The sequence below is a fragment of the Acinetobacter sp. 778_lipA genome (assembly GCF_058242985.1).
The window spans coordinates 2,515,709-2,537,358 of sequence record NZ_JBZAYT010000001.1 but is presented as its reverse complement, the minus strand read 5'-3'; the positions used below and the strand labels follow the sequence as shown (position 1 = coordinate 2,537,358).

25 protein-coding genes and 2 pseudogenes are annotated in these 21,650 nt (G+C 35.0%); 17 read left to right on the top strand and 10 right to left on the bottom strand.

Annotated features, from left to right (window positions below; translation table 11 throughout):
- Positions 1-6 precede the first annotated feature (6 nt).
- The 10 genes from AC4CUY_RS12050 to AC4CUY_RS12005 all read left to right on the top strand — a co-directional run bounded on the left by AC4CUY_RS12050 (position 7) and on the right by AC4CUY_RS12005 (position 10,159).
- Complete coding sequence (locus AC4CUY_RS12050; protein ID WP_490774163.1) at positions 7-4,758, top strand: TipJ family phage tail tip protein; 4,752 nt, start codon at positions 7-9, stop codon at positions 4,756-4,758.
- A complete protein-coding gene (locus AC4CUY_RS12045; protein WP_419371581.1) occupies positions 4,755-5,294 on the top strand; it encodes a DUF4376 domain-containing protein in 540 nt (179 codons plus the stop codon). The genes AC4CUY_RS12050 and AC4CUY_RS12045 overlap by 4 nt, the downstream gene beginning before the upstream one ends.
- Before the next feature lie 41 nt (positions 5,295-5,335).
- Entirely contained in the window at positions 5,336-5,692 is a 357-nt protein-coding gene (locus AC4CUY_RS12040; RefSeq protein ID WP_004724919.1) for a hypothetical protein, read from the top strand.
- Positions 5,689-5,907, top strand: coding sequence for a hypothetical protein (locus tag AC4CUY_RS12035; RefSeq protein ID WP_314340918.1), 219 nt, complete (start codon positions 5,689-5,691; stop codon positions 5,905-5,907). The genes AC4CUY_RS12040 and AC4CUY_RS12035 overlap by 4 nt, the downstream gene beginning before the upstream one ends.
- Positions 5,894-6,334: a lysozyme gene (locus AC4CUY_RS12030; RefSeq protein ID WP_490774162.1), complete on the top strand. Its 441-nt coding sequence runs from the start codon at positions 5,894-5,896 to the stop codon at positions 6,332-6,334. The genes AC4CUY_RS12035 and AC4CUY_RS12030 overlap by 14 nt, the downstream gene beginning before the upstream one ends.
- Positions 6,331-6,807, top strand: a complete 477-nt coding sequence (locus AC4CUY_RS12025) for a hypothetical protein (protein ID WP_490774161.1) — start codon at positions 6,331-6,333, stop codon at positions 6,805-6,807. The genes AC4CUY_RS12030 and AC4CUY_RS12025 overlap by 4 nt, the downstream gene beginning before the upstream one ends.
- Positions 6,808-8,124: 1,317 nt before the next feature.
- A complete protein-coding gene (locus AC4CUY_RS12020; RefSeq protein WP_336954232.1) occupies positions 8,125-8,403 on the top strand; it encodes a hypothetical protein in 279 nt (92 codons plus the stop codon).
- Positions 8,404-8,786: 383 nt separating this feature from the next.
- Positions 8,787-9,383 (top strand): hypothetical protein, encoded by a 597-nt coding sequence (locus AC4CUY_RS12015; protein ID WP_490774160.1) that lies wholly within the window; start codon positions 8,787-8,789, stop codon positions 9,381-9,383.
- Positions 9,335-9,778 (top strand): hypothetical protein, encoded by a 444-nt coding sequence (locus AC4CUY_RS12010; protein WP_490774159.1) that lies wholly within the window; start codon positions 9,335-9,337, stop codon positions 9,776-9,778. Before AC4CUY_RS12015 ends, AC4CUY_RS12010 begins: the two co-directional genes overlap by 49 nt.
- Before the next feature lie 138 nt (positions 9,779-9,916).
- The gene (locus AC4CUY_RS12005) at positions 9,917-10,159 is read left to right on the top strand and encodes a hypothetical protein (RefSeq protein ID WP_336954229.1); all 243 of its coding nucleotides are present in this window, start codon (positions 9,917-9,919) and stop codon (positions 10,157-10,159) included.
- A 279-nt stretch (positions 10,160-10,438) separates the two neighbouring features.
- Here the strand turns inward: AC4CUY_RS12005 and AC4CUY_RS12000 are convergent, their stop codons facing one another.
- Both AC4CUY_RS12000 and AC4CUY_RS11995 read right to left on the bottom strand, forming a co-directional pair.
- Complete coding sequence (locus AC4CUY_RS12000) at positions 10,439-10,915, bottom strand: transposase family protein (RefSeq protein ID WP_336954228.1); 477 nt, start codon at positions 10,913-10,915, stop codon at positions 10,439-10,441.
- Complete coding sequence (locus AC4CUY_RS11995; RefSeq protein WP_490774158.1) at positions 10,863-11,165, bottom strand: transposase family protein; 303 nt, start codon at positions 11,163-11,165, stop codon at positions 10,863-10,865. The genes AC4CUY_RS12000 and AC4CUY_RS11995 overlap by 53 nt, the downstream gene beginning before the upstream one ends.
- 286 nt (positions 11,166-11,451) lie before the next feature.
- Between AC4CUY_RS11995 and AC4CUY_RS11990 the strand changes: the two genes are divergently transcribed.
- The 5 genes from AC4CUY_RS11990 to AC4CUY_RS11970 all read left to right on the top strand — a co-directional run bounded on the left by AC4CUY_RS11990 (position 11,452) and on the right by AC4CUY_RS11970 (position 14,224).
- Positions 11,452-11,781 carry a YcgJ family protein gene (locus AC4CUY_RS11990; RefSeq protein ID WP_419327821.1) on the top strand — a complete coding sequence of 110 codons (330 nt, stop codon included), beginning with the start codon at positions 11,452-11,454 and terminating at the stop codon, positions 11,779-11,781.
- Between the two features lie 1,048 nt (positions 11,782-12,829).
- Positions 12,830-13,045 carry a cold-shock protein gene (locus AC4CUY_RS11985; RefSeq protein ID WP_336954225.1) on the top strand — a complete coding sequence of 72 codons (216 nt, stop codon included), beginning with the start codon at positions 12,830-12,832 and terminating at the stop codon, positions 13,043-13,045.
- A gap of 100 nt (positions 13,046-13,145) precedes the next feature.
- Positions 13,146-13,373 carry a hypothetical protein gene (locus AC4CUY_RS11980; protein ID WP_336954224.1) on the top strand — a complete coding sequence of 76 codons (228 nt, stop codon included), beginning with the start codon at positions 13,146-13,148 and terminating at the stop codon, positions 13,371-13,373.
- 70 nt (positions 13,374-13,443) lie between these two features.
- Positions 13,444-13,650 carry a hypothetical protein gene (locus AC4CUY_RS11975; protein WP_419327793.1) on the top strand — a complete coding sequence of 69 codons (207 nt, stop codon included), beginning with the start codon at positions 13,444-13,446 and terminating at the stop codon, positions 13,648-13,650.
- Between the two features lie 358 nt (positions 13,651-14,008).
- Positions 14,009-14,224 carry a hypothetical protein gene (locus AC4CUY_RS11970; RefSeq protein ID WP_336954222.1) on the top strand — a complete coding sequence of 72 codons (216 nt, stop codon included), beginning with the start codon at positions 14,009-14,011 and terminating at the stop codon, positions 14,222-14,224.
- A 128-nt stretch (positions 14,225-14,352) separates the two neighbouring features.
- Here AC4CUY_RS11970 and AC4CUY_RS11965 read toward each other — a convergent pair whose 3' ends face one another.
- The 3 genes and pseudogenes from AC4CUY_RS11965 to AC4CUY_RS11955 all read right to left on the bottom strand — a co-directional run bounded on the left by AC4CUY_RS11965 (position 14,353) and on the right by AC4CUY_RS11955 (position 15,311).
- Complete coding sequence (locus AC4CUY_RS11965; protein ID WP_419820293.1) at positions 14,353-14,571, bottom strand: hypothetical protein; 219 nt, start codon at positions 14,569-14,571, stop codon at positions 14,353-14,355.
- Positions 14,572-14,673: 102 nt separating this feature from the next.
- A pseudogene (locus tag AC4CUY_RS11960) lies at positions 14,674-14,835 on the bottom strand (hypothetical protein); the annotation flags it as partial.
- Between the two features lie 75 nt (positions 14,836-14,910).
- Positions 14,911-15,311 (bottom strand): annotated as a pseudogene (locus AC4CUY_RS11955) (OsmC family protein).
- Between the two features lie 310 nt (positions 15,312-15,621).
- On the opposite strand from AC4CUY_RS11955, the gene AC4CUY_RS11950 reads away from it, so the two are divergent.
- On the top strand, positions 15,622-16,200 hold the full coding sequence (locus AC4CUY_RS11950) for a YceI family protein (RefSeq protein ID WP_336954219.1): 579 nt from the start codon (positions 15,622-15,624) through the stop codon (positions 16,198-16,200).
- Positions 16,201-16,284: 84 nt separating this feature from the next.
- Here the strand turns inward: AC4CUY_RS11950 and AC4CUY_RS11945 are convergent, their stop codons facing one another.
- The 4 genes from AC4CUY_RS11945 to AC4CUY_RS11930 form a co-directional block, all read right to left on the bottom strand.
- Positions 16,285-17,319 (bottom strand): DUF6670 family protein, encoded by a 1,035-nt coding sequence (locus AC4CUY_RS11945; RefSeq protein WP_419327795.1) that lies wholly within the window; start codon positions 17,317-17,319, stop codon positions 16,285-16,287.
- Positions 17,320-17,352: 33 nt separating this feature from the next.
- The gene (locus AC4CUY_RS11940) at positions 17,353-17,976 is read right to left on the bottom strand and encodes a sterol desaturase family protein (RefSeq protein ID WP_419820295.1); all 624 of its coding nucleotides are present in this window, start codon (positions 17,974-17,976) and stop codon (positions 17,353-17,355) included.
- Between the two features lie 114 nt (positions 17,977-18,090).
- Positions 18,091-19,089, bottom strand: coding sequence for an AraC family transcriptional regulator (locus AC4CUY_RS11935; RefSeq protein ID WP_490774157.1), 999 nt, complete (start codon positions 19,087-19,089; stop codon positions 18,091-18,093).
- A 209-nt stretch (positions 19,090-19,298) separates the two neighbouring features.
- Positions 19,299-19,691, bottom strand: coding sequence for a helix-turn-helix domain-containing protein (locus tag AC4CUY_RS11930; RefSeq protein WP_419820296.1), 393 nt, complete (start codon positions 19,689-19,691; stop codon positions 19,299-19,301).
- A 66-nt stretch (positions 19,692-19,757) separates the two neighbouring features.
- Here AC4CUY_RS11930 and AC4CUY_RS11925 point away from each other — a divergent pair, with 66 nt between their 5' ends.
- Positions 19,758-20,981: an MFS transporter gene (locus AC4CUY_RS11925; RefSeq protein WP_419820297.1), complete on the top strand. Its 1,224-nt coding sequence runs from the start codon at positions 19,758-19,760 to the stop codon at positions 20,979-20,981.
- A gap of 72 nt (positions 20,982-21,053) precedes the next feature.
- Here AC4CUY_RS11925 and AC4CUY_RS11920 read toward each other — a convergent pair whose 3' ends face one another.
- Positions 21,054-21,608, bottom strand: coding sequence for a lipocalin family protein (locus AC4CUY_RS11920; RefSeq protein ID WP_419820298.1), 555 nt, complete (start codon positions 21,606-21,608; stop codon positions 21,054-21,056).
- Between the last annotated feature and the right edge of the window lie 42 nt (positions 21,609-21,650).

The following is a 21,650-nucleotide window of genomic DNA, read 5'->3' as shown; positions in this document are numbered from 1 at the left end:
AAAAGTATGCTTAAAACAGTAAAAGGCGCAAAAGGCGGTAGCAAAAACCAAAGACAACCAAAAGTTGCAAATGATACAACCGCTTCAAAAACCTATGCACGTTTACAGTATGGCATGAGTGAGGGCGAAGTTGAGGGCTTAGCAAATGGCTTTAAATCAATCTTCCTTGATGACACACCAGTTGAAAACGATAGTGGTGCAAGAAACTTTCAAGATGTCACTCTAGATTTTCGCTCAGGTACCAATGATCAGGCATACATGGAAGGTTTTGAAAGCATTGCTTCTGAAACTGCTGTTGGTGTTGAACTTAAAAGTGATACGCCTTGGGTTAAAGGGATTACCAATCTTAATCTCGATGCCGTGATTGTAAGAGTGCGTTTTGGGGCTTTAAAACAGCAAGACCCAAGTAATGGCGATGTCTCAGGTATTGTTATTGATTACTTGATTGAAGTGCAGACTGATGGGGGATCATGGGAGTTAATGCTTGATACTCAAATGTCAGGAAAAACTTCAGCAAATTATGAACGTACCCATCGTGTCGGCTTACCAAAAGCCAATAATAGTTGGTTGATTCGCGTCTTACGTAAAACACCGAATTCAAGCTCTGAATATGTCAGCGATAAGATGTATATTCAAGCCATTACTGAAGTTGTCGATGTTAAGCTTGCTTACCCAAATACTGCATTGATTGGCGTGCAATATGATGCTGAAACATTCTCGAATATTGCCAAAATTGCAGTAGATCTAAAGGGTGTAAAGATCAAAGTACCAAGCAACTATGATCCGGTAAGCCGAACTTACATCGGGATATGGGATGGCCTGTTTAAGCGTGCTTATAGCAATAATCCAGCTTGGATTTACTACGATTTATGCACCAATAAGCGATATGCACTTGGCAACCGCTTAACCGAGCAAATGATTGATAAATGGTCATTGTATCGTTTAGCACAATATTGTGATCAGTTGGTACCGGATGGCAAGGGTGAGCAAGAACCACGGTTCACTTGTAATGTGTATATTCAAAGTGCCGAATCTGCTTTCGATATTTTAAGCAAACTTGCAGGTTTATTTCGTGCAATCAGTTATTGGGATGGTGCATCTATCGTATGTGAGGCTGATGTACCTCAAGATGCTATTTTTACATACACATCTGCCAATATTATTGATGGCGTTCTTGGTATTAATTACACCGGTACGCGTGCACGTGATCGGCATAATGCAGTTAAAGTTGCTTGGGATAATCCGCAAAATCGCTATAAGACTGAATATGTTTTTGTACGTGATGAAAAATCAATTGCAGAGGCTAAAGCGGTACGTTTATTAGAACTAGAGGCATGGGGCTGTACATCAGAAGGACAAGCACAACGTACTGGCCAATGGGCTTTAAAAACAGAACAACTCGAAACTCGAACTGTCACATTTAAAGTTGGGTTGGATGGCTATATTCCATTACCAGGTAAAGTGATTGAACTTGCTGATGAGTTGTTAGCTGGTCGTGCAAATGGTGGGCGTATTTCTTCAGTCAGCGCTGATTTAAAACAAATAACCTTAGATCGTGATGATGTTGTATGCCGAGCTGGTGACCGTCTAGTTGTGAATGGCGAGAATGGAAAGGCACAAGCACGAGTTGTATCAAGTATTGCTGGTCGAGTTGTTACTGTAGTATCTGCATTCGATTCTGTCGCAGTGCAGAACGTGTGGGTGATTGATGCACAAGATTTAGCGACAATGAAATTTCGTGTCGTTTCAATCTCACAAGACGAGCCACACCAATTCACAATTAATGCTATTCAGCACAATGATTCGAAATATGATGCCATTGATCATGGTGCGTTTATTGATGATCGACCTATATCAATTATTAACCCTACAACCCAAGCACCAGTTGAATCAGTCACGATTTCGAGCGAACAGATGGTTCAGCAGGGAATGTCAGTTGAAACTATGGTGATCAGTTGGCCACAAGCCAAAGATGCTACCAAATACCAAGTGGAATGGCGTAAAGATAACGGCACTTGGTTAAAGCTACCCTTAACTGGAAATAATTCGGCAGAAATAGCTGGTATTTACGCAGGGCAATATGAGGCGCGAGTAATTGCAATCAGTGCTTTTGATATTTCCTCATTACCAACCTATTCAGTACTAACTGAATTAAAAGGCAAGCAAGGTAAACCACCAAAGTTAGCAAATCTTCGTGCTGAAGGGATTTTATTTGGCATGAAATTAAACTGGTTGTTTCCAGCGGTGGGTGCACTTGATACCGCCTATACTGAAATTGAAGTTTCACCAGATGGAACCTCAAACATTGCTCAACTCGGTTTGTTTGCTTATCCAACAACCGTTCACACCATTCAAGGTATGCAGCCAAACTTACGCCAGTATTACCGAGGTCGTTTAATTGATCGCATCGGCAATGTGGGCGATTGGTCAGATTGGGTCAGTGGTGTGACTTCCGCTGATGCTTCCGATGTACTTGATCTTTTAAATGAGCAAATCACTGAAAGCCAATTGCATAAGGACTTACAGACCAAGATTGATCACATTGAAAATATTGATACTGATATTTCAGGGCTTAAAACATCTGTACAACAAGCGAAAGAGTTAGCTCAAAAAGCAAATGATGATTTAGCAATTGAACGGACTGAGCGTATTGACTCAATCAATTCAACTACCTCAAAGATCAATACTGAAATACAGGATCGAAAAACTGCGATTAGTACTTTGGAAGATGGATTAACAAAGCAAATTAAAGCAGGTGATGATGCTGTTTTAGAGGTTGTAGATACAGTCAAAAAATCAAGTGATCAAGGTTTAGCGGCAGCACAATCAGGTATCAAGGTTGTTGCTGATGATTTGAAATTGACTGCAGAGAAGACTGATGGTGTTTACGCGCAACTAAATCCAAAATTGATTGGATCTTCATCTGATCTGATCGGCAATGATCAAGGTTTTGCCGGGACTTGGTCACTCCAATCTGCAATGATTGAAGGTGATCTAGCTCTTAGTAAACGAGTTGATACAACAGTTGCACAGATCAACGATGTACAAGCATTAGCACAGCAAGAAGTTCAGGCTCGTGTTGATGGAGATAAAGTGAATACCCTTGCTTTAAATAACTATATTTCTAGCAATAATTCAGCATTATCTTCAGTACAACAAAAAGCTGAAACCGCTGTAACACAATCAACAGCAAACAGTAGTTCTATTGAGGCATTAGATAGTCGCGTTGATGTTGCTGAATCTGATGCATCGACTGCAAAAACTAATGCAGCCAGTGCATTAAGCAAAGCAAATACTGCTGTTACTGATTCAAGTGCAGCAGCATCAATGGCGCAACAAGCCAACGCAACTGCAACTTCGGCAAAAAGTACAGCTGATAATGCATTAACTAATTCTGCAACTGCTTTATCAAAAGCTGATGTGGCTGTGACGAATGCAAGTTCTGCTGTATCGAAAGTGGATGCGGTAGAGGCAAAGCTAGGCAATTATGCGACAACGGGTGCATTGAGTACTGTTGATTCAAAAGTTGCTGATGTTGACAATAAATTGACAGCAACAACGACTAAGGTTGATGGTGTGTATGCTCAAATCAATCCACCATTGATTGGTTCAGAAACTGATCTGATTGGTAATTCTGGTGGTTATGCTGGTGTTTGGTCTGAACAATCAGCACGTATAGAAGGAGATTTAGCTCAGTCTATTCGCACTGACCAAGTTACTGCCCAAATGAATCAGAACGATGCTTTATATCAGCAACAGATTAAAGCAACGGCCGATGCAGTATCAGCCAATGTAAAATTGACTGAAACGCTTCAAACAAAAGTTGGAGACAATGCGGCTTCGATTCAAGAAGTTACTGAATCAACCAATGGTTTGTACGCGCAAAAATTTACTAAAATTGATGTGAATGGCAAAGTTATCGGGTGGGGAGGTGCTAATGATGGTGTAGAGGGACAGTATATCTTTGATGTTGACTCATTGGCTATTGGACGCGGTGATAGTGTCGGGTACTACCCATTTATATTTCGAACCACATCCTTTACCGATCCAGTCACAGGTACAGTATTTCCTGTTGCCGCATACTTGAAATCAGTGTTTATGGATTACCAATCTGTTAAGACTTCACATATAGAAGATTTGGCTGTCAAAACAGCAAAGATTGAAGATTTAGCCGTAACAGCAGGAAAAATCAAAGATTTAGCAGTTGGTACTTTAAAGATACAAGATGAAGCAGTCACTGTTCCAACATCAATCAAGTCAACAAGTGAAATCGTCGTTTCAGGAGCCTATAGTCCGCAATATAGCGATTATAATTCTCAACTTGCAGAGTGGGAGGCTAAATTCGGTAATTTATTAACAGCCACAATCAACCGTTCAGGAGGGAAATGCCGAATAGATGCATCTTGTATTGCTTTTAAGAATGAATACTTGACTGCGTATGCAGTGGATGGTGGATCGCTTTCATATTTTGAAAGGTTAAACCTTAGGGCAGTTGTTTCCATCTATAGAAATGGAACTTTAGTCGCCCGGCAGGAAACACCCCCGACTGATGTGATGAGCTCTGGTGGATTTTATTTCACAGGAACTTTTGCAGTGAATGCGGGTATAGAAGACATTTTTAGTGGGACAGCTACTTACGTTCTCAAATTAGGTTTTGCAAATCGCAATACTCGCGCGATACGTATTACTTTAAACAGCACTACAGGTATTTTTAGCATTCAAAGTCCACAAATGATTCTGACGGAAATGAAGAAATGACAGCTATTATTTCAAAAAGAGGTGAGCTGCTACAGTTGATTTATGCAAATAAAGAAACCATTGCACTAAATAAACCGCTTGGTTGTTTGGCTGTTTCAGATCCTCCATCCTCAAATATGTATTACCGTGGGTGGTGGGCACATATACCCAAACAACCATCAACTCATCACATATTCGATTATGATTTGAAACAGTGGATTGATCCTCGGTCATTAGATCAAGCTAAAGAGCAGAAATGGTCGGAGATCAAAATTCAAAGAGAAACCGCCGAATATGGAGGTTTTTCTTTTTTAAACTTTACTTTTGATTCAGACGTTTCTTCACAGGCCCGAATAATTGCGGCAAGTGATTTAGGTGTCTCAGTAGACTGGACATTGAAAGACAATTCAATTGTTTCGCTAGATGCAGAGCAATTGAGAGGTTTGAGAATTGCGCTAGCTCAGCATGTTTCAAACTGTCATTCAAGAAGCCGAATAGCTCGGCAACTTATTTATGACTCAGAAAGTATTGAACAAATAGAATCAATTCAGTTTTAGCACCTTCGGGTGCTTTTTTATTGCCAAAAATAGGGGGTTACATGTCTGAAAACGAATCCTATGGGATTAGATTTGAAAAGAAAATTGATTCAATTCAGAGTGATATTCGTATGTTGTCAGATCACGTTACACGACTGACATTCATTAATGAAGCACACAAAGAAACTAGCGAACAAAACAAAAAGGATATCGATACATTAGATATCAAAGTCGCCAACTTAGAAAATCGGACAGCATCTCAAGATGGTGGGCTTTCTGTGCTGCGTGTATTACTCGGGATTTTTGCTGGTGTCGTGTTTTCTCTATGCGCTTGGGTTGGTTCCTCAATTATTCAGATGAGCCAAGATCAGTCTTTGATAAAAGAGAAGGTTTCTCGGCTAGAGGAAGTAGGACGATGAATAATGACAACACAAGAGCCTATTTAGCTTTCTCATTGGTTACATTGATGTTTGTTCTGATCATTGCATTATTTTTTGTGGATATGCCACGGGAAAACAGCAATCTGATTAACACAGCATTGGGTTTTATTGCTGGCGCAATGACAACAGCATGTGGATTCTATTTTGGTAGTTCTGAGCAAGAAAAGAAAGGTGATAGCAATGAAAACAAGTAACCCAGGCGTTAATCTAATCAAAGGCTTTGAAGGTAAACGTTTAAAAGCCTATGATGATGGTGTGGGGGTGTGGACCATTGGATTTGGCACAATCAAATATCCCAATGGTTTAAGAGTTAAAAAAGGTGACACATGCACTGAGTCTCAAGCAGAAGAATATCTTCGTAATGAGTTGGTTGTATTTGAAAATGCTATCAATCGTTTGGTGAAAGCGCCTCTTAATCAAAACCAATTCGATGCCTTGTCTTCATTCACTTACAATCTTGGTGAAGGTAATCTTAGCAAATCAACGTTACTAAAAAAGCTCAATGCCAAAGACTATAAAGGTGCTGCTGCTGAATTTCCAAAGTGGAATAAAGCTGGTGGTCGTGTCTTGGCTGGACTCGTAAAACGTCGAAAAGCTGAAATGGAGTTATTTTTAAAATGACCTACCTCTATTTAGCTGTAAAAGCATGGCGAGAAATCTTAATTGGACTTCTCGCTTTTTTATTGATTATTTGTCTTGCATTGTTGAATCACAAAACAGGGCAGATCGAGAAATACAAACAGGCTGAAATTGTTTTGCAAGCTGAAAATGCCAAGGCCAAAGCCTCAGCAGTACTCAAAGAGAAACAATGGTCTGAACAACAGTTAAAAGCGGAGCAAAACTATAATGCTAAAATTAAACAGATTAAGTCTGATGCTGATCTTGCTCAGTCCAGCGCTAACAGCTTGTCAAAGCAGCTCAAGATTGCAAACAGTCGCTTGTCCAGTGCCTCCAAAGAAACCATCGTTGAGTACACCATTGCCAACAGTGACATACTCGAAAACTGCATTACTGAATATCGAACAGTGGCAGAAAAAGCTGATGGACACGCAGCTGATGCAGAAAGATTGAGGGATGCATGGCCCTCTGAGTGAGGGCTTTATTCTTAGGAATAATTTTGGAATAAAAAACTATCAAAAAAGCAAAAATCGTAATGACAATTTAGCCAAAACAACATTAAAACTTGCGTATCATGTATATAAAATCAATTTTTTTATGAAGACTATTCTATCGTTTCGGTAATTACCGAAAGGGTAGTGCAAATCACAACACCTGATACTCACAATCTGAGTATCTAAAGATAACCACACTAAAAGTGTGGTCAATAAGGGTACTCACAATATGAGTACTCTTTCAACATATTCACCAATATTCACCATCATCGACACTGACCTACTCAAAGATGGCTTGTGATAGGTCTATCCAAAAATGAATGCACCCAATAACTGCATTGTGATTTTCACAACTCAGCGTCATTCAACTACGGTCATTATGCCCATAGTTGATTTCCACAAAAAAAATAGTAGTAAGCTCAACACTTGCCACTACATAATTTAAGTTCTTAAAGAGTGATTCAGGCAGTGCAACGATGCGAAATTATTGTTAAAATATGATTACTTTTTAAATCCTTTAAAGTTTAAATTTAATATCTTAAAATATTTAGTGCAACAAAAATGCAACCATCTATTGTAAGTTAATGATTTATATGGTGTGAAATCGCCCCAACAGGGGCGTTTTTTTACCTTTGTTAAATCTTTTAAAATAACAGACAATGGCTTTTTTTCCTTAAAACTGAATTATTAATTCTAGGGTAACAAGCTGGCAACTTTTTAAAAGCGAAATGGCAGCGTAACAGCAACAGTTAGAATAAAACCCCATCCACCTAAATCGAAAACTTTTGATACTGCAAGAGATGCAAAAGCTTGGGCCAAAGAACTTGAGGTCACCTTGAAAAATGAAAAGGTGCAAAATTTTAAACATATAGTTTTTAAAGATGCTCTGATTGAATATCGAGAAAATGTATCTATAAATAAAAAAGGTGCATCCCAAGAAATCACCAGAATAAATTACATCTTTAAAAAATATGGACTGTTCAAAGGCTTTGATAAATGTAGATAAAGAAATGCTTGTTAAATGGAGGGAATTGCGTTTAGAAACCGTTAAGGAGGGCAATTGTTCGCCGTGATCTAATAATGTTTCAAGGCTTCTTTGCATGGTGCATAGAAACAAAAATATGGTTAGGTAGTAACCCACTCAAGGATGCGTCCATACCTAAATAATCAGAGCATAGAGAGCGTGTTATTGCTGATTGGATTAATGATGATTCAAAAGTCTTAATCCCCAAGAAGAACAAGCATTGTTGTGAGATATCAGACAATGAAGCAAGAGCAGTACGGCGACTGATCTTAGATATGCAAGGTCAATCTGAAGCATTGGATGAATGGCTGGATGCTATAGTTGATCGATATTTTTATAGCAGTTCATGGCCCCAAATGGTTATTAAATCAGGTACAGTGGATATGCCAGTTATTGCTCGCGCAGAAAGGGATGCTTGTTTTGATGTGAAGTGTGGCTTAGATGCATTAAATGTGAGGTATCCATTTATTCAATATAAAGCACACTGCTTGACCCTGCACAGGGTATATGGCATATTTCTTGTTATAGTGGGCAAAGTTATGGTAATCCGCTAGATATTAAGCTCACTTTTAAGTGGGCTTTTTGCTTTTTAGAAATACAAATAAAAACAGATATTATAATACTGTAGAAAAATTGGAAATTATATGAGTAAACGGTGAGATCAGTAACCTAAGACCACTTTTATTTAGATAATTTAAAACACTATACTTAACTGTTGTTTATTAAAAAAATTTATATTCAAATTATATGGAAGTTTATTTACTCATTTCTATTTACTTTAATACGCATGAATATTGAAATTTATCTATGTTGCTTTTATTTTAAAACTAGAAGATGGAATAATTATTTGATTTATATAGGTTAAATATTTTACATATATTCTTGTTAATTATTTATTCAGGATGAGACAAGCTCAAAATTATTAAAAGGTAAAAAGATGAAAAATATATTAAGTGGCTTAGTGCTAGCATTTATGTCTAATCATATATATGCGGCTGTAACATGTGGTACGTCAACATCAACACTTCCTACTTTAAATAGTGTTTATAAATCAGGTGAGTTTAGAATTTTCTACTCATCAAATCCAAGTAATGCTGATTACATACCAAATCAAACTGATCTTAATAATAATGGTATTCCAGACTATGTTGAAAATGTAGCAATACAAGCTAATGCGACTACAGAAGCTTTAACTAGCCTTAGATTTGTTCATCCTTTAAATAGTGAACGATACGCGGGTGCGGCAAAATTCATTGATATCCATTTAACAGCTTTAACTGGCAATGGTGTAGCGTATGAAAATCCTTCAATATTTATTAATAAACCAACCAAAGAAGGTAAATGTGCTCTTAACATATATATTCGAAATAATATTGAGAGTTTTACTGGAGATTATTGGGTTACAGGAACGCACGAAATTTTTCATCTTTATCAATATGACTATAATCAATTTAAAGGTGGCGGGTACCTTGAAGGAATGGCTAAATGGCTGAAAGTCTTTTGCGATCGGGTACTCAAAATGGAGATGGCCTAACTCCATTGCCAGAAGAACAAAAAAAATTAACAGCAGAGGTTTATGAAGTACCATACAATCAATTATGGAGTCGATTAGCCGTACTTTCTGATACAACAAATGGTCAACTAAATCTTCCGCCAAATTTAATAAACCGAACATACCTAGATGGCACAAAGGTGTTTAAGGATGACAAGTTAAAAGGTTATTTATTTATTAAGAAAACTTTAGAAAATTTGAAAATTAAATCAGATCAAATTTCTTCACAAAATGGTCGGAATCCTCATAATTGGGACGAAATAGATCAGTCTAATCCTGCTAATAGAACATTAATGTTAAAGGCAATCCAAGATTCAATGTTGCAATTTGGGATGAATCAAACAACAGAAGAACAAGAATTTTTACTTTTACAGTAAGAATATGATTTTCAATAGTTTTAAATTTAAAGCTCACTTTTAGTGGGCTTTTTTATTTTCTAAAGCTTATAAATTATAATTCAATTAACAGGCTGAATTTAGTAGTATCGACCTAGAGTTCATTGCATTGAGATAATCATGAAAAATAAATATTTATTTCTATTTGTCATATTTATTTGTATTGGTTTTTTTATTTTATTAGTTAAAGGTGAATTACAATTATCTCAATCTGGCGGTATTGAAAAGGAATGTATAGGAGTAAATATTCCTGAGAGTGTAAAATATACAAAGTCCCGACAATATTGTACTTGTTTCAATAATCAGCTTAATTATAAAGATAGCAGTAGTGCTCAAAGTTTTTGTTTAAATAAAATTAACTAAAAATAAATTTTATCCGTCAAATAGTTTGATGGATTCACCATGACCGCCGAAAGGCGGTTTTTTATGTCAGGAGAAAATGAATGACACGTGAAGAACGCCAACATTATGTAGATGTAATTAAAGCCCTCTACAAAACCTCTATTTCAGTTGATGAAGTCAAATTTCAGATGAAGTAGTAGATATTGTAGATACAATTCTTTATGCAATTCGAAATTGCACTATGAATCTTGGCATTTTTATTTCTATTGTTAATGATGTTACTTCTGAAATAGACTTCTTTCATAACTCACTTTTACTCAGTTCTAAATTATAAATTCCTGCAATAAAATTGAATCTTAAGACAAACTTTTTCCATCTATTTCGATATCGCTCTGCAAGGATTTTGAAAGTCTTTAATGTTCCAAATACATGCTCAATCCCTATTCTTCTTTTATTAATTTCTCGATTATATGTTTTTAGTAAAGGATCTAATTCACAACGTTTTTTAGCCTTGCACGGTAACAAGCTATTGGGATATATAGTATAAATCCCTTGATAACCTTTATCTTCCAGAATAAATGAATTTGTTGGGACTAAATGCAGATTGCGTTTGAACAGTTCAAAGTCATGTACAGCGCCTTTGCTCATGCATAAACTTAGTATTTGCTGAGTTTTACAGTGAATGATCGCTTGTACTTTAAGCGTATGAGTCTTTTTCTTACCACTATAGCTTTTTTTCTGTTTTTTTAGGCCTTTGAATTGGAGTTTCAGTAGCATCTACAATCACCACATTCCAGTCTATACCTTCACCTTCGGGGATATCTTTGGGTAAATTAAACAAACCTGACTGGATTAAACTAACTTCAACTTGACGAACAATTCTGGAAGCTGTTGGCTCTGATACACCGTAACTTGCAGCAACATGAAATAAGGTTCGGTATTCTCTCCAATAGCTTAAACAGAGTAGTACTTGATCTTCAAGACACAGTTTCGGTGGTCTGCCTTTAGATGGAATTTGCATCTGCATTTGTTCAACCATTAGAGAAAATGTTGAACGAGATATGCCTGTATAACGCTTAAACTGGGAATCAGAAAGCTTTGTTAAGTTGAGATATTTCAAATACAGATTATGCTTGAAAATCTTAAATTTTAATCTATTTTTTGACAAGTTCATCAATACTCAATAATGTAATTTTTTATTTATATATTAGTTTAAAAGTAATAATTGTTTATCCTTAATCAGATTGAACTTATAATTTTGCTTTATTTTTTTAGGATCAAAAGTGAAAATTTATAAGGGATTTCTTAATCTCATTGGTTGCACATGTTTAATCATCAGCTCTTCAGTGATAGCAAAAACAAGCATTAGTGTTTTTTCACCTAAAAAAGGTGTGATTTGTGATAAATATATTTGTGCTGATAAGAAAGGTGTATCAAAATCCCTTACGGCCAAATATTTAGGGACTAAGAAAGCGAGTAAAGCTTTTTCACAAAGCAATTTTGACACATCAGCATTTACACTTTCTAATGGGGTATTTTGTGATACAAATACAAAAAGATGTCATGTAGATCGATATTTTGAGAACGGACATAGAAGTAAAGTTGATAAAAGCATGACTGATAAGCTTTTTAATTATAAATAGTTCTTTGTCATAAATAACTTAAAGAGCTCGTCTAAAGGTGAGCTCTTTTATGATCGAAATGTGGAAATTAACCAATATAATATTCTTAGCAAAAAAGAAAACCATAAAATAAACCAAGAACAAGGGCGTTACAAAAGGCAAAGCAAATTTAATTTGAAGTTAATGGGCACAAATTGGAACAGATGAAATTTTCTGATTGAAAAGAACCCAATATATAGAAATTATTTTGAGTGAACATAAAATTTTAAAAGAAATAATCATTGAAATTTGTATATTCCCATGATTATGAAATCAATTATTCAATAAATTTTTGTTATCTGATATGAAACAAAATAAGAATGATTATCTACATCAAATTAGATATGATAAGGGCAACTATTAATTTATCAATATAGATGAAATTACAAAAGACAATTGTAGAAATTTTATAACTTTAAAGGACTATGGATTGCATATTTCAAAGATTGTATTTAAGAGTTGAATAAATAATACATGTAAGATTTTTATAATTATAAAACTGTTGATTACAGTTAATAAAGTATCAGAAAAATCATTATGAATTACATTAGTCGTCATAATTGATATAAATAAGACCAAAATTAAAACATAGAATTTGCTATTAAGATATTGATTTGTCATGAAAAACTCATTCTTTAATTGTTATATTGTAACATTTATCTCTAGAGACTTGTATATTAGATATGTCATGAAATGAAAAGAATTATTTATTTGTAGAAATAATAAAGCAAAAATAATCGTAAGTGTAAGTTAATAAATGAAATTTTAACATTAAATTTTAATAACTATAAGCATTTATGAAGAACTTTTATAAATAAAATTAATATATATATAAGAAAACTTGATTATTTTTGTTTTGGGTGTACAATAAACTTAACTAGAAAAAGTCATGTTTGGTAAATTTTCTCTAAGTACCGCAGTATTAGTCATAATCCTTCGTTTTTTTCAGATTTTAAGCTCCATTCTTTATTATTTCGATGTTACAGAATAGTCAATAAAATGGCTAAATTTTTAAAAAATAGGATTTATTATGTCTAATTCAAATGTTATGAAAGGTACTGTTAAGTGGTTTAATGAAGCCAAGGGTTTTGGTTTTATTCAGCCAGAATCAGGTCCAGATGTTTTTGCTCACTTTAGCGAAATCGCTAGCTCTGGCTTCAAAACTCTTGCTGAAGGTCAACCCGTTGAATTCAGTATTGCACAAGGTCAAAAAGGCCCAAATGCTATAAATATTGTTGCTGTATAAGTAATTGTAAATAGTAAAAAGAAAAGCACTAATTAGTGCTTTTTATTTTCTCTTAAAATTAATTTTAAGATTGTTAATAAGTTTAAATTTAGGATGTAAATTGTTAAAAATAAATGATTTAATTGCAAAATCTAAAAATGGTACAGAAATTCTTGTGTCTTTGATTCCTCTAAATAAAATACAAAACACACGTGAAGGCTTTAAAACAGTAGAGGTTGGAAAAAGAGTTCTTCTTTCCTCTGGAATTGAAGTTGATTTGAATTTAGATGGACGGACCTTCTATGCCTCTTTAAATCAACTATTTAAATTAAATGATAGAGTTATTTAAAAAACTCAATTAGTTACTGAAAACTTAGGTGGATTCTTCATTTCTGCCAAAATTTTATTAGGATATCGTAATGCTTAAACATAGTATCAGTGTTAAAGACCAGTTTGGAATTAAATATCTCATTCAGGCAACCGTGGATAATTATTTCGCTAATACCCAATGTTTTTCAAATTTAAAATACATTACAGTTGAAGGCGAAGACATACGACCGAGTTTTGAAATGTTTTTTCAAAGTAAGCTCACTGGTAAAATTTTTAAAATTGATAAAATCTCTTAGTTATAATGAATTTAGTGTTTTAAAGGGGATGAAGAGCAAATACCTTAATTAAAGTGGAAGCAGGTATTTACATCGCTTATTTCAACTTGCATTTTAAAAATATTAGTGTATTTATAACGTATTCAAATTTATTTGAAATTTGTTATTTCCGTGAAAGTGCAACAAAATTGCAACATTCTAAATTATTTAATTGATTTATAAGCAAATTATTTGCCCCAATTGGGGCGGTTTTATTTTGTGAACTTGGTTTGTAAATTAACTAAATTTTAGTAGCAGTTTTTTGCAATAGGTATATAGTTGTGCCATTCATTGGGTATTCATGAAACATGGTGATACATATCCCATAAGTGAGGAAAATATGAGCCTTTATGAACAAATTAGTGATGAAATTACCTTGATGGATGCAGGTGAGCAAAAGTGGATTGGGCAGGATTTGCCGCTTGAATCTATGGTTGCTGTTGAGTTACTGCTACAAGATTTTCAAGAAGATAAGTTGATTAAGATCCGCCGTAAAAACCATGAAAAGCACTCTGGTTTAAAACAGGTTGATCGTGTCTTGGTTGAGAAGTTATAAGTTTAAAAGCCCCGTAAGGGGCTTTGATATTTTAGAAATATTTTGCAGAACAATCGTACAAAAACTGACTCAAGTAAATTAGTTATAAATAAAATTTTGATAATTCAAATGATATTAACCTAGAAAATTTAAGATAAACGATCCATCATATTTTTAATACGTTTTTCAGCATCGCCCAATGAAATATCATGATAAAAATCATCTACAAATAGATGTTCCTTAGCGAGATATGGAATCAAAATAGTTCTTAAATTACCAGTTTGGGTATGAACAGACATCAGTGTCGAAGAATCACCAAATTTATATTCAGAAAGAAAATTACACAGCGACCAAAAAAGTGATTTCATGATTTTCTTTATTAAAATGATCTTAATAATCTTGAAAACTTTTTTCACCTACAAATACCCATAAGCCAAATTCGAGCTCACAACAACGATTAATAACTTTTTTTAAATACAAGGTATAAAATGGTTAACTTGATCATGGTGTGTAATCACACAAAAGTCATTATGGATAACAGCTAGATTACTTTTAGCTTCCTCGGAAAGAATTGCAAAATAATTGGGATTAGAAAAACAAAGTGTAGGCCATACGGATTGATGTAATTGCCAACATTTTTGACAGGACGTTTTGTATCATATTTTTACGCTACTATTATGAATATGTGCTTGTCCTATGCTTAGCATTTAGCATTCAATTCCCAACTCTGTTTGAATTTGAATATTTGAAGTCAATAATTTATGAACAGGACAACTTTCTGTAACTTTAAGCAGGCGTTTATGTTGCTACTCGGTGAAATCACCTTTAAGAAAAATTTTCCTTGAAATATTATTCTCAACTAGTTCAGGGTTTAAAGCTCAATCTAATTGTACATGTTCAATTTTAGCCCTTTATGATTTGAATACATTTCTAAGTTGCTCACAGTACAAGCAGATTATGTAGATAATAGAAATTAAATCGGATTCTGTGCTGTATCTTGAACACCCTTATCGCTAGGTTTATCGGCATACCATGTATGTCCTTGGGGGTGGGTGAGTGTCACACGATAAGGTGTCTGTGTACTTTCTACTTGAGCAAGATTTGCCATAAAATGTTCATCAGATAAAAATAGACCAGTATCATCAATATAAAATTTTCGGAAAAGTTTTCAGTTTAATTTATTGCTTTATAAATTTTAGATTTGAATGTGACCTATGGTCAATGTTTTTCTTAATTACTTTTTAAAAAATAAATAATTATAAAACAAAGTCTTGTTTTGTTTTTTTAGGGTTGGATTAAGTTTTTAAAATGGTCATTATAGAATCGTTGCATATATGCAACATATCGTATTATCAATAACAGTGAATTTATACGGGAAGTGTATACACTAATATCCATTCGATAGCGAGAATATAAAGATGAACTTTAAAGCATTAACATTGGGTTTGGCCGTAGCATCAGTTACAACTTTCAGTATGGCAAAGCCTGTAGATTACAAAATTGATCCAACACATACTGCAACAGTATTTACTTGGAATCATTTCGGTTTTTCAACACCTTCAGCAAACTTCAGTGACATTCAAGGTACGATCTCTGTTGATAATGCAAAACCAGCAGACTCATCTGTCAATGTAACTATTCCATTAGCTAGTTTAAATACCAATGTAGCAGCATTAGACGAACATTTAAAAAAGGCAGATTTCTTTGATGCTGAAAAGTATCCAAATATCACTTTTAAAAGTACTAAAGTTCAAGCTTTAGGTAAAAATAAATACAAAATCACAGGTAATTTAACTGTGAAAGATGTGACTAAACCAGTTATTTTAGATGCTGTTTTAAACAAACAAGGTGAACATCCAATGACTAAAGCGCAGTCAATTGGTTTCAATGCAACGACATCATTTGACCGTTCAGCATTTGGTGTTGGAGCATACGTGCCAAATGTAGGTGATAAAATTACTGTAAATATTACAACAGAAGCGTCTGTAGCAAAGTAATATTTAAATAGATCAAAGGCTTATAAGGTGGATATAACTTGCTTTATAGGCCTTTTTTATCGCCTAGATAAAAGTTGCATCAATCTAATCAGTACGGATATCTAAATATTCAATATAACCAGTACCTTCAACTGGACTCCCTTTGAATGTACCTTTGTATTGATAGCTTCCTGCATAGCCTCCAGCCATGCCATATTGAAAATCTGCATTTGTTAGACCATCAATACGTATTAACGAATTTCCATTATTATCATTCACGCACCATGAGAAAGTACGAGGTAAACGCATTGATAAACCATTCGGTGTTATAACACGTTGAGCTTGAAATGCATGGACATTAAAATTAAATCCATTTGAATGAATACTGCCATGATCATCTGTAGAACGAATATATACTCGACGTTGCAATACAAGATTTAATGGGCCAAGAACTTCGACAAGTAGGACTTGAGTTTTCTCATCGATATTTAAAATATGATAAGTAAAATAATTGATATATAAATTTACATCTACTGCACGAGCATATTCATAAGTACAAAGTCCTTGAACTGAGGTTTTCTTACCTTGATATTCAAGAAATCCTTCATATGTACATAATAATGCCCAGTGATCATATAAACCTAATGACATTTGTGCAAAATGTGCAATTTTATCAGTCGCACGAATCTTTAAATCAAAATTGAAATCATGACCTTCACGATGCGCATGAAAATTTGGATATGTGCCTTTTAATAACAAGTCATTCCCAAATTTTAAGGATGAACCATTACTTTCCAATTTACAGTCATTTTCTACACTATAGCCATTAAAGTGTTTGTCTGTACCCACTGCTGTGCCTATTAATACATTTGCTGTATCAAGCGCAGTGGTTTGGATCAAATGTTGATTTCTAAAAATTTTTACACGTGGTTGACCAACCACAATTAAAAGATTCAAAAAATTAAATGGTGCATTAAGATTCGGAATCATAACCCCATAATGAACGCAAGAATATTTTCCTCGTGGTGTATGCGTTGGCGTATTCACCTCAAAAGGTTTTCCGTTGATTGTCTCTGAACAATCGATAAAATTATGTAAAAACTTTGGCGCAGCAATGTGTTTGGGTAATAATCGTTTCATCTAAATGATCCTTAATACTTTATTTGTTAAAATTTACAGTTCTAATGAGATGCCTTGACGAGCACTTTTTATATCCAATGCACTCTTAGAAGTAATTTTAAGATATGATTTTGCAAATATTATCTGTGATGTCTTGTTTAGGATTATTTCAAAATTTTTAGGTAGATTTATTCCTAGAGGATTGCTTTCTTTAATCGAAAGCTCAGTAAAAACACGTGTTCCCATAATATAATCAAACCACGGACGTGTAACACACCAATTGGCATTTTGATTACTAGCCATATGATGATCATAGTGCCAAGGGATCCGTTTACGCGCATATTCAGGGTCTAGGTGAGATTTTGCATGTACTCGCCAATAATTCCAAATCCCATAATATAAGCCGGCAGTAAAAAATGGTGCAATGGGTAAAAATACAGTTGAAACCGCGGCTATACCTAACAATGCGGTTTTTTCATTATAAATTTCTGCATTTTTAAACATAGATTCACGATATCCTTCATCATGAAACACATGTGTTCTGGCACGTTTATGATGTGCTATATGTGTGAAGAAAGGGCTATTACGGTGTTTACTTGGAAATTCATGCAACCATACCTTATGTGCATACCATTCAAATCCATTCGCAACTAAAAGGCCAATTGGAAAACCTAACATCTCTAATCCTTTTCAATTAAGAAATAAACATCAGTGTAGAAAAGAACAGCTCATTTTTTTTGACTGAAAAGCTAACTCGTTAAATGTCATTAGAATCAAGTTATAGCTAAAAAATTATTTTTGCTTACGCTGGCGATAATGGGATGGCGTTTCATTTGTCCAGCGTTTAAAGGCACGTGAAAAGGCGGAAGGCTCAGAAAAACCAAGTAAATATACAACTTGATCTATGCTTATATTGGGATTCATCAATAGTTTTTTGGCCATTTTTTCACGGTAAGTTGCCAAAACTTTTTCAAAAGTCCTATTCACTTCTTTAAGATCTGCACGAAGTTTTCGTGGCTGCAGTCCTAAATGTTGGGCAATTAATTTTAAATCTAATTGACCTGATTCTAATAAACCGGAGCTGAGTAAGTTTTCTATATCATTAATTAAATAATATTTATCGACAACTTTCACCTGCTGTTTAGCAACATGCTCATGTATTTTTAATAGCATTGGTTCAGCTGATGCTGAAGCTAAGCTCAATATTTCAGCATCAAAAACTATACAGCCGTGCTGCATACCTAAACGAGTAGGGCATTTCCAGATACGTTGATATTCATCTAAGCTCGCACCTTGTTGGTATGGCAACCATATTTCTTTGGGATTAAAATGATTGTTAGTTATATAGTTCAAAAAATTAAGCATAACGCTTATGGCGCATTCTAGATAATGACGAACTGGGTGCTGAAGATTCGTGATCATTGCATTTTGATTTTCAATGTGTAAATGAGCCACAAAAGCATCAGTAAAAATTTTTTGATAACGCAAAGCTCTTTGTAAGCCGTCCCCAAATGTAGGACTACTCATAAAAATGTATTCTAATATTTCGCCTCTAAAAATGGGGAAATGTTCACCTACATGAAGTCCGATATTTTGATCAGCACTGATTTCTTCAGCTATTTCCCAAAAGCGTTGTTGGGTCGAATTATCTCGCCGAATGGTTTTGTCAGGTGGTTGTTCAGATAATCTTATTTGTGAAAATATCCGATTTGCATCCAAATTCATTTTATTTAGGGTGTGATATGTTAACCAGAGGAAAACACCAGAATCACTAGATTTGTTTTGATCCATAAATCAAAAATACCGATTTCAACATATACAATTAATACTCATAGATCAGGCTACAAATGTATAAAAGTCATGAAAATTTAAGCTTGTTTTATCATCTTAGAGAAAGCCATTTGACTGTTCAATGTCATTGCGTGCTAATTTTAATTATTGTTCTACAATCTAATTTAGCTATTCAACAAATACGCCTAACAATCTTTTTAAAATGTCTTTTATTTCTGAGCTGCCTTCTCAACTAGTCGCTTAAAGCTAGGGCATTGCAAATGCGATGGTGCAGGGCAGTCACCTACGTGGCGAAGTATGTCACGGAGTGCGATCAATTTATGAATTTGAAGATCAATCTCATCGGCTTTTTGATGAATAACACTTGGAGAAAGATCAAGTGCGCCACGAGTATCGAACATTGCTGCGATCTCTTTAAGCGAAAAGCCCGCCGATTTTCCCATTGAAATCAAAGTGAGTCGTAACAGAACTTCAGAAGAAAATTGTCTACGTAATCCATGACGAGAAATTGAGAAAATCAAACCGATTTCTTCATAATAGCGTAGTGCTGAAGGTTTAATTCCACTTTTTGCTGAAACTACACCAATATCAAGAAATTTCATACTTGACCTCAAGTCAACTTGAATTAGTAGTATGTGATTAAACACCACTGCTGACAAGAGCGCAACATGACAGAGCAGACAGAATCGATAAACAAGACCCAAACTGGAATCACCATCACTTTGGCGTTATCCATGCTATTGGCATCGCTGGGGACAAGCATTGTCAATATCGCCTTACCCACACTTGCTGAGGTATTTCTACTGCCATTTAATCAAATACAGGCTATTGTAATTGGATACCTTGTCTCGCTGACTCTCTCTGTTGTCATTGCTGGACGCTTAGGTGATCGATATGGATGTAAGTCTATGCTGATCGTTGGACTGATTATATTCAGTTTGGCTTCACTGCTATGTAGTGTTGCACCTAACTTATGGATATTGGTTGCTTCACGATCATTTCAAGGAATAGGTGCGGCATTCTTAATGACACTTGCAATGGCACTGACACGTCATACAGTCAGTAAATCACAGTTGGGAAGAGCAATGGGAATGCTTGGAACGATATCAGCTTTAGGTACAGCACTTGGACCAGTGTTGGGTGGGTTTCTGCTTGTTGTGAGCGGTTGGCAAGGCATTTTTGGATTACAGTTTATACTTGCGGGTATCGCGATTATTCTGGCTTGGGTACTGCTGCCTAATGATTACATTAAAAAAGAAATTCCTGCACTAACTTCTTTGCAACCAGACACGAACATAACACAAAACCTCATGGTTAATTTGCTGGTTGCCGCCGTTATGATGACCACACTTGTCATTGGACCTTTTTATCTCAGTCTTGGTCTAAACTTGAATCAAATACAAGTGGGTTTGATTATGGGGATTGGGCCAGTGGTTGCTATCTTAAGTGGGATTCCATCGGGTCGACTTGTCGATCGTTGGGGCAGTCGCTATATCGTCACTACAGGATTGATTTTTCTGATTATCGGTAGCTCGATGCTCGCTATCTTACCGAAATTGATGGGTATAAGTGGCTATATTATGCCGATCATTATTTTGACTTCGGGTTATCAACTGTTTCAGGCAGCCAACAATACCATGACCTTGGCAGATGTTCCCAAAGCTCGACAAGGGATGGTATCAGGACTTCTTAGCTTATCTCGTAATATGGGCTTAATTATCGGGGTTTCAGTGATGGGAGCTATTTTTTCATTTGGTGTCGGCACAAATCAACTCACTCAGGCAACGGCTTTAGCAATCATTGATGGGATGCAATTTACCTTTTTGTGTGCTGGAGCATTGATGATTGTGGGGGTGCTCATCAGTTTTGTCTCATTTCGTAGACAATATTGATAAGAAGGATTTGTAGCGTAATCGTATAAAATGAGCTAGATCTAACAAGCCCTTTTAAGGGCTTGTATGCGTTTATTTTTGTTTGGTTTCAATTAAATCACTTAAATTATAACCTAAGCTTTTAGCATAATTTAAATATTCTTCAGTTGTGGCTGGATCAAGCTGTGGAGATCGACTGAGTAACCATAAATATTTTTTGTTGGGTGTACCGATCAATGCAACTTGATAATTTTCATCCAGCTTTAAAATCCAATAATCACCACGCCCGACAGGTAACCAACGAAGTACTTTTGGTAAAAAACTTACTTTTAATTTGGAGTTCGTAGGCGCGTTTTGTACATATGCTTCGCCAATTGATTGTTGAAGCTTGCCATTTTTATCGTAACAACGATTATCTACTTTGATTGAGCCATTTTCATTTAAGGAATAATCAGCAGTAACGTTATAATCGCATTTATTTTGAAAATACATTGGCTTGCGTGCAATTTCATGCCAAGTACCCAGATACCTCTTTAAATCTACATTTTTAACGGTTTGAATCTTTTCATTTCCTGCATAAGCAAATGCCGCAACACTAAGTAATGCTATTCCACCGACGAGCGTTAATATTTTAAACTTGTTGTTCATGACATAGCCCTATATTTAAGTATTTAATATATATATTCATTA

Coding starts and splice junctions, on each gene's coding strand:
- AC4CUY_RS12050 (WP_490774163.1), top strand. CDS start 7: ATGCTTAAAACAGTAAAAGGCGCAAAAGGCGGTAGCAAAAACCAAAGA.
- AC4CUY_RS12045 (WP_419371581.1), top strand. CDS start 4,755: ATGACAGCTATTATTTCAAAAAGAGGTGAGCTGCTACAGTTGATTTAT.
- AC4CUY_RS12040 (WP_004724919.1), top strand. CDS start 5,336: ATGTCTGAAAACGAATCCTATGGGATTAGATTTGAAAAGAAAATTGAT.
- AC4CUY_RS12035 (WP_314340918.1), top strand. CDS start 5,689: ATGAATAATGACAACACAAGAGCCTATTTAGCTTTCTCATTGGTTACA.
- AC4CUY_RS12030 (WP_490774162.1), top strand. CDS start 5,894: ATGAAAACAAGTAACCCAGGCGTTAATCTAATCAAAGGCTTTGAAGGT.
- AC4CUY_RS12025 (WP_490774161.1), top strand. CDS start 6,331: ATGACCTACCTCTATTTAGCTGTAAAAGCATGGCGAGAAATCTTAATT.
- AC4CUY_RS12020 (WP_336954232.1), top strand. CDS start 8,125: ATGCAAGGTCAATCTGAAGCATTGGATGAATGGCTGGATGCTATAGTT.
- AC4CUY_RS12015 (WP_490774160.1), top strand. CDS start 8,787: ATGAAAAATATATTAAGTGGCTTAGTGCTAGCATTTATGTCTAATCAT.
- AC4CUY_RS12010 (WP_490774159.1), top strand. CDS start 9,335: ATGGCTGAAAGTCTTTTGCGATCGGGTACTCAAAATGGAGATGGCCTA.
- AC4CUY_RS12005 (WP_336954229.1), top strand. CDS start 9,917: ATGAAAAATAAATATTTATTTCTATTTGTCATATTTATTTGTATTGGT.
- AC4CUY_RS12000 (WP_336954228.1), bottom strand. CDS start 10,915: ATGCTACTGAAACTCCAATTCAAAGGCCTAAAAAAACAGAAAAAAAGC.
- AC4CUY_RS11995 (WP_490774158.1), bottom strand. CDS start 11,165: ATGCAGATGCAAATTCCATCTAAAGGCAGACCACCGAAACTGTGTCTT.
- AC4CUY_RS11985 (WP_336954225.1), top strand. CDS start 12,830: ATGTCTAATTCAAATGTTATGAAAGGTACTGTTAAGTGGTTTAATGAA.
- AC4CUY_RS11975 (WP_419327793.1), top strand. CDS start 13,444: ATGCTTAAACATAGTATCAGTGTTAAAGACCAGTTTGGAATTAAATAT.
- AC4CUY_RS11970 (WP_336954222.1), top strand. CDS start 14,009: ATGAGCCTTTATGAACAAATTAGTGATGAAATTACCTTGATGGATGCA.
- AC4CUY_RS11965 (WP_419820293.1), bottom strand. CDS start 14,571: ATGAAATCACTTTTTTGGTCGCTGTGTAATTTTCTTTCTGAATATAAA.
- AC4CUY_RS11950 (WP_336954219.1), top strand. CDS start 15,622: ATGAACTTTAAAGCATTAACATTGGGTTTGGCCGTAGCATCAGTTACA.
- AC4CUY_RS11945 (WP_419327795.1), bottom strand. CDS start 17,319: ATGAAACGATTATTACCCAAACACATTGCTGCGCCAAAGTTTTTACAT.
- AC4CUY_RS11940 (WP_419820295.1), bottom strand. CDS start 17,976: ATGTTAGGTTTTCCAATTGGCCTTTTAGTTGCGAATGGATTTGAATGG.
- AC4CUY_RS11935 (WP_490774157.1), bottom strand. CDS start 19,089: ATGGATCAAAACAAATCTAGTGATTCTGGTGTTTTCCTCTGGTTAACA.
- AC4CUY_RS11930 (WP_419820296.1), bottom strand. CDS start 19,691: ATGAAATTTCTTGATATTGGTGTAGTTTCAGCAAAAAGTGGAATTAAA.
- AC4CUY_RS11925 (WP_419820297.1), top strand. CDS start 19,758: ATGACAGAGCAGACAGAATCGATAAACAAGACCCAAACTGGAATCACC.
- AC4CUY_RS11920 (WP_419820298.1), bottom strand. CDS start 21,608: ATGAACAACAAGTTTAAAATATTAACGCTCGTCGGTGGAATAGCATTA.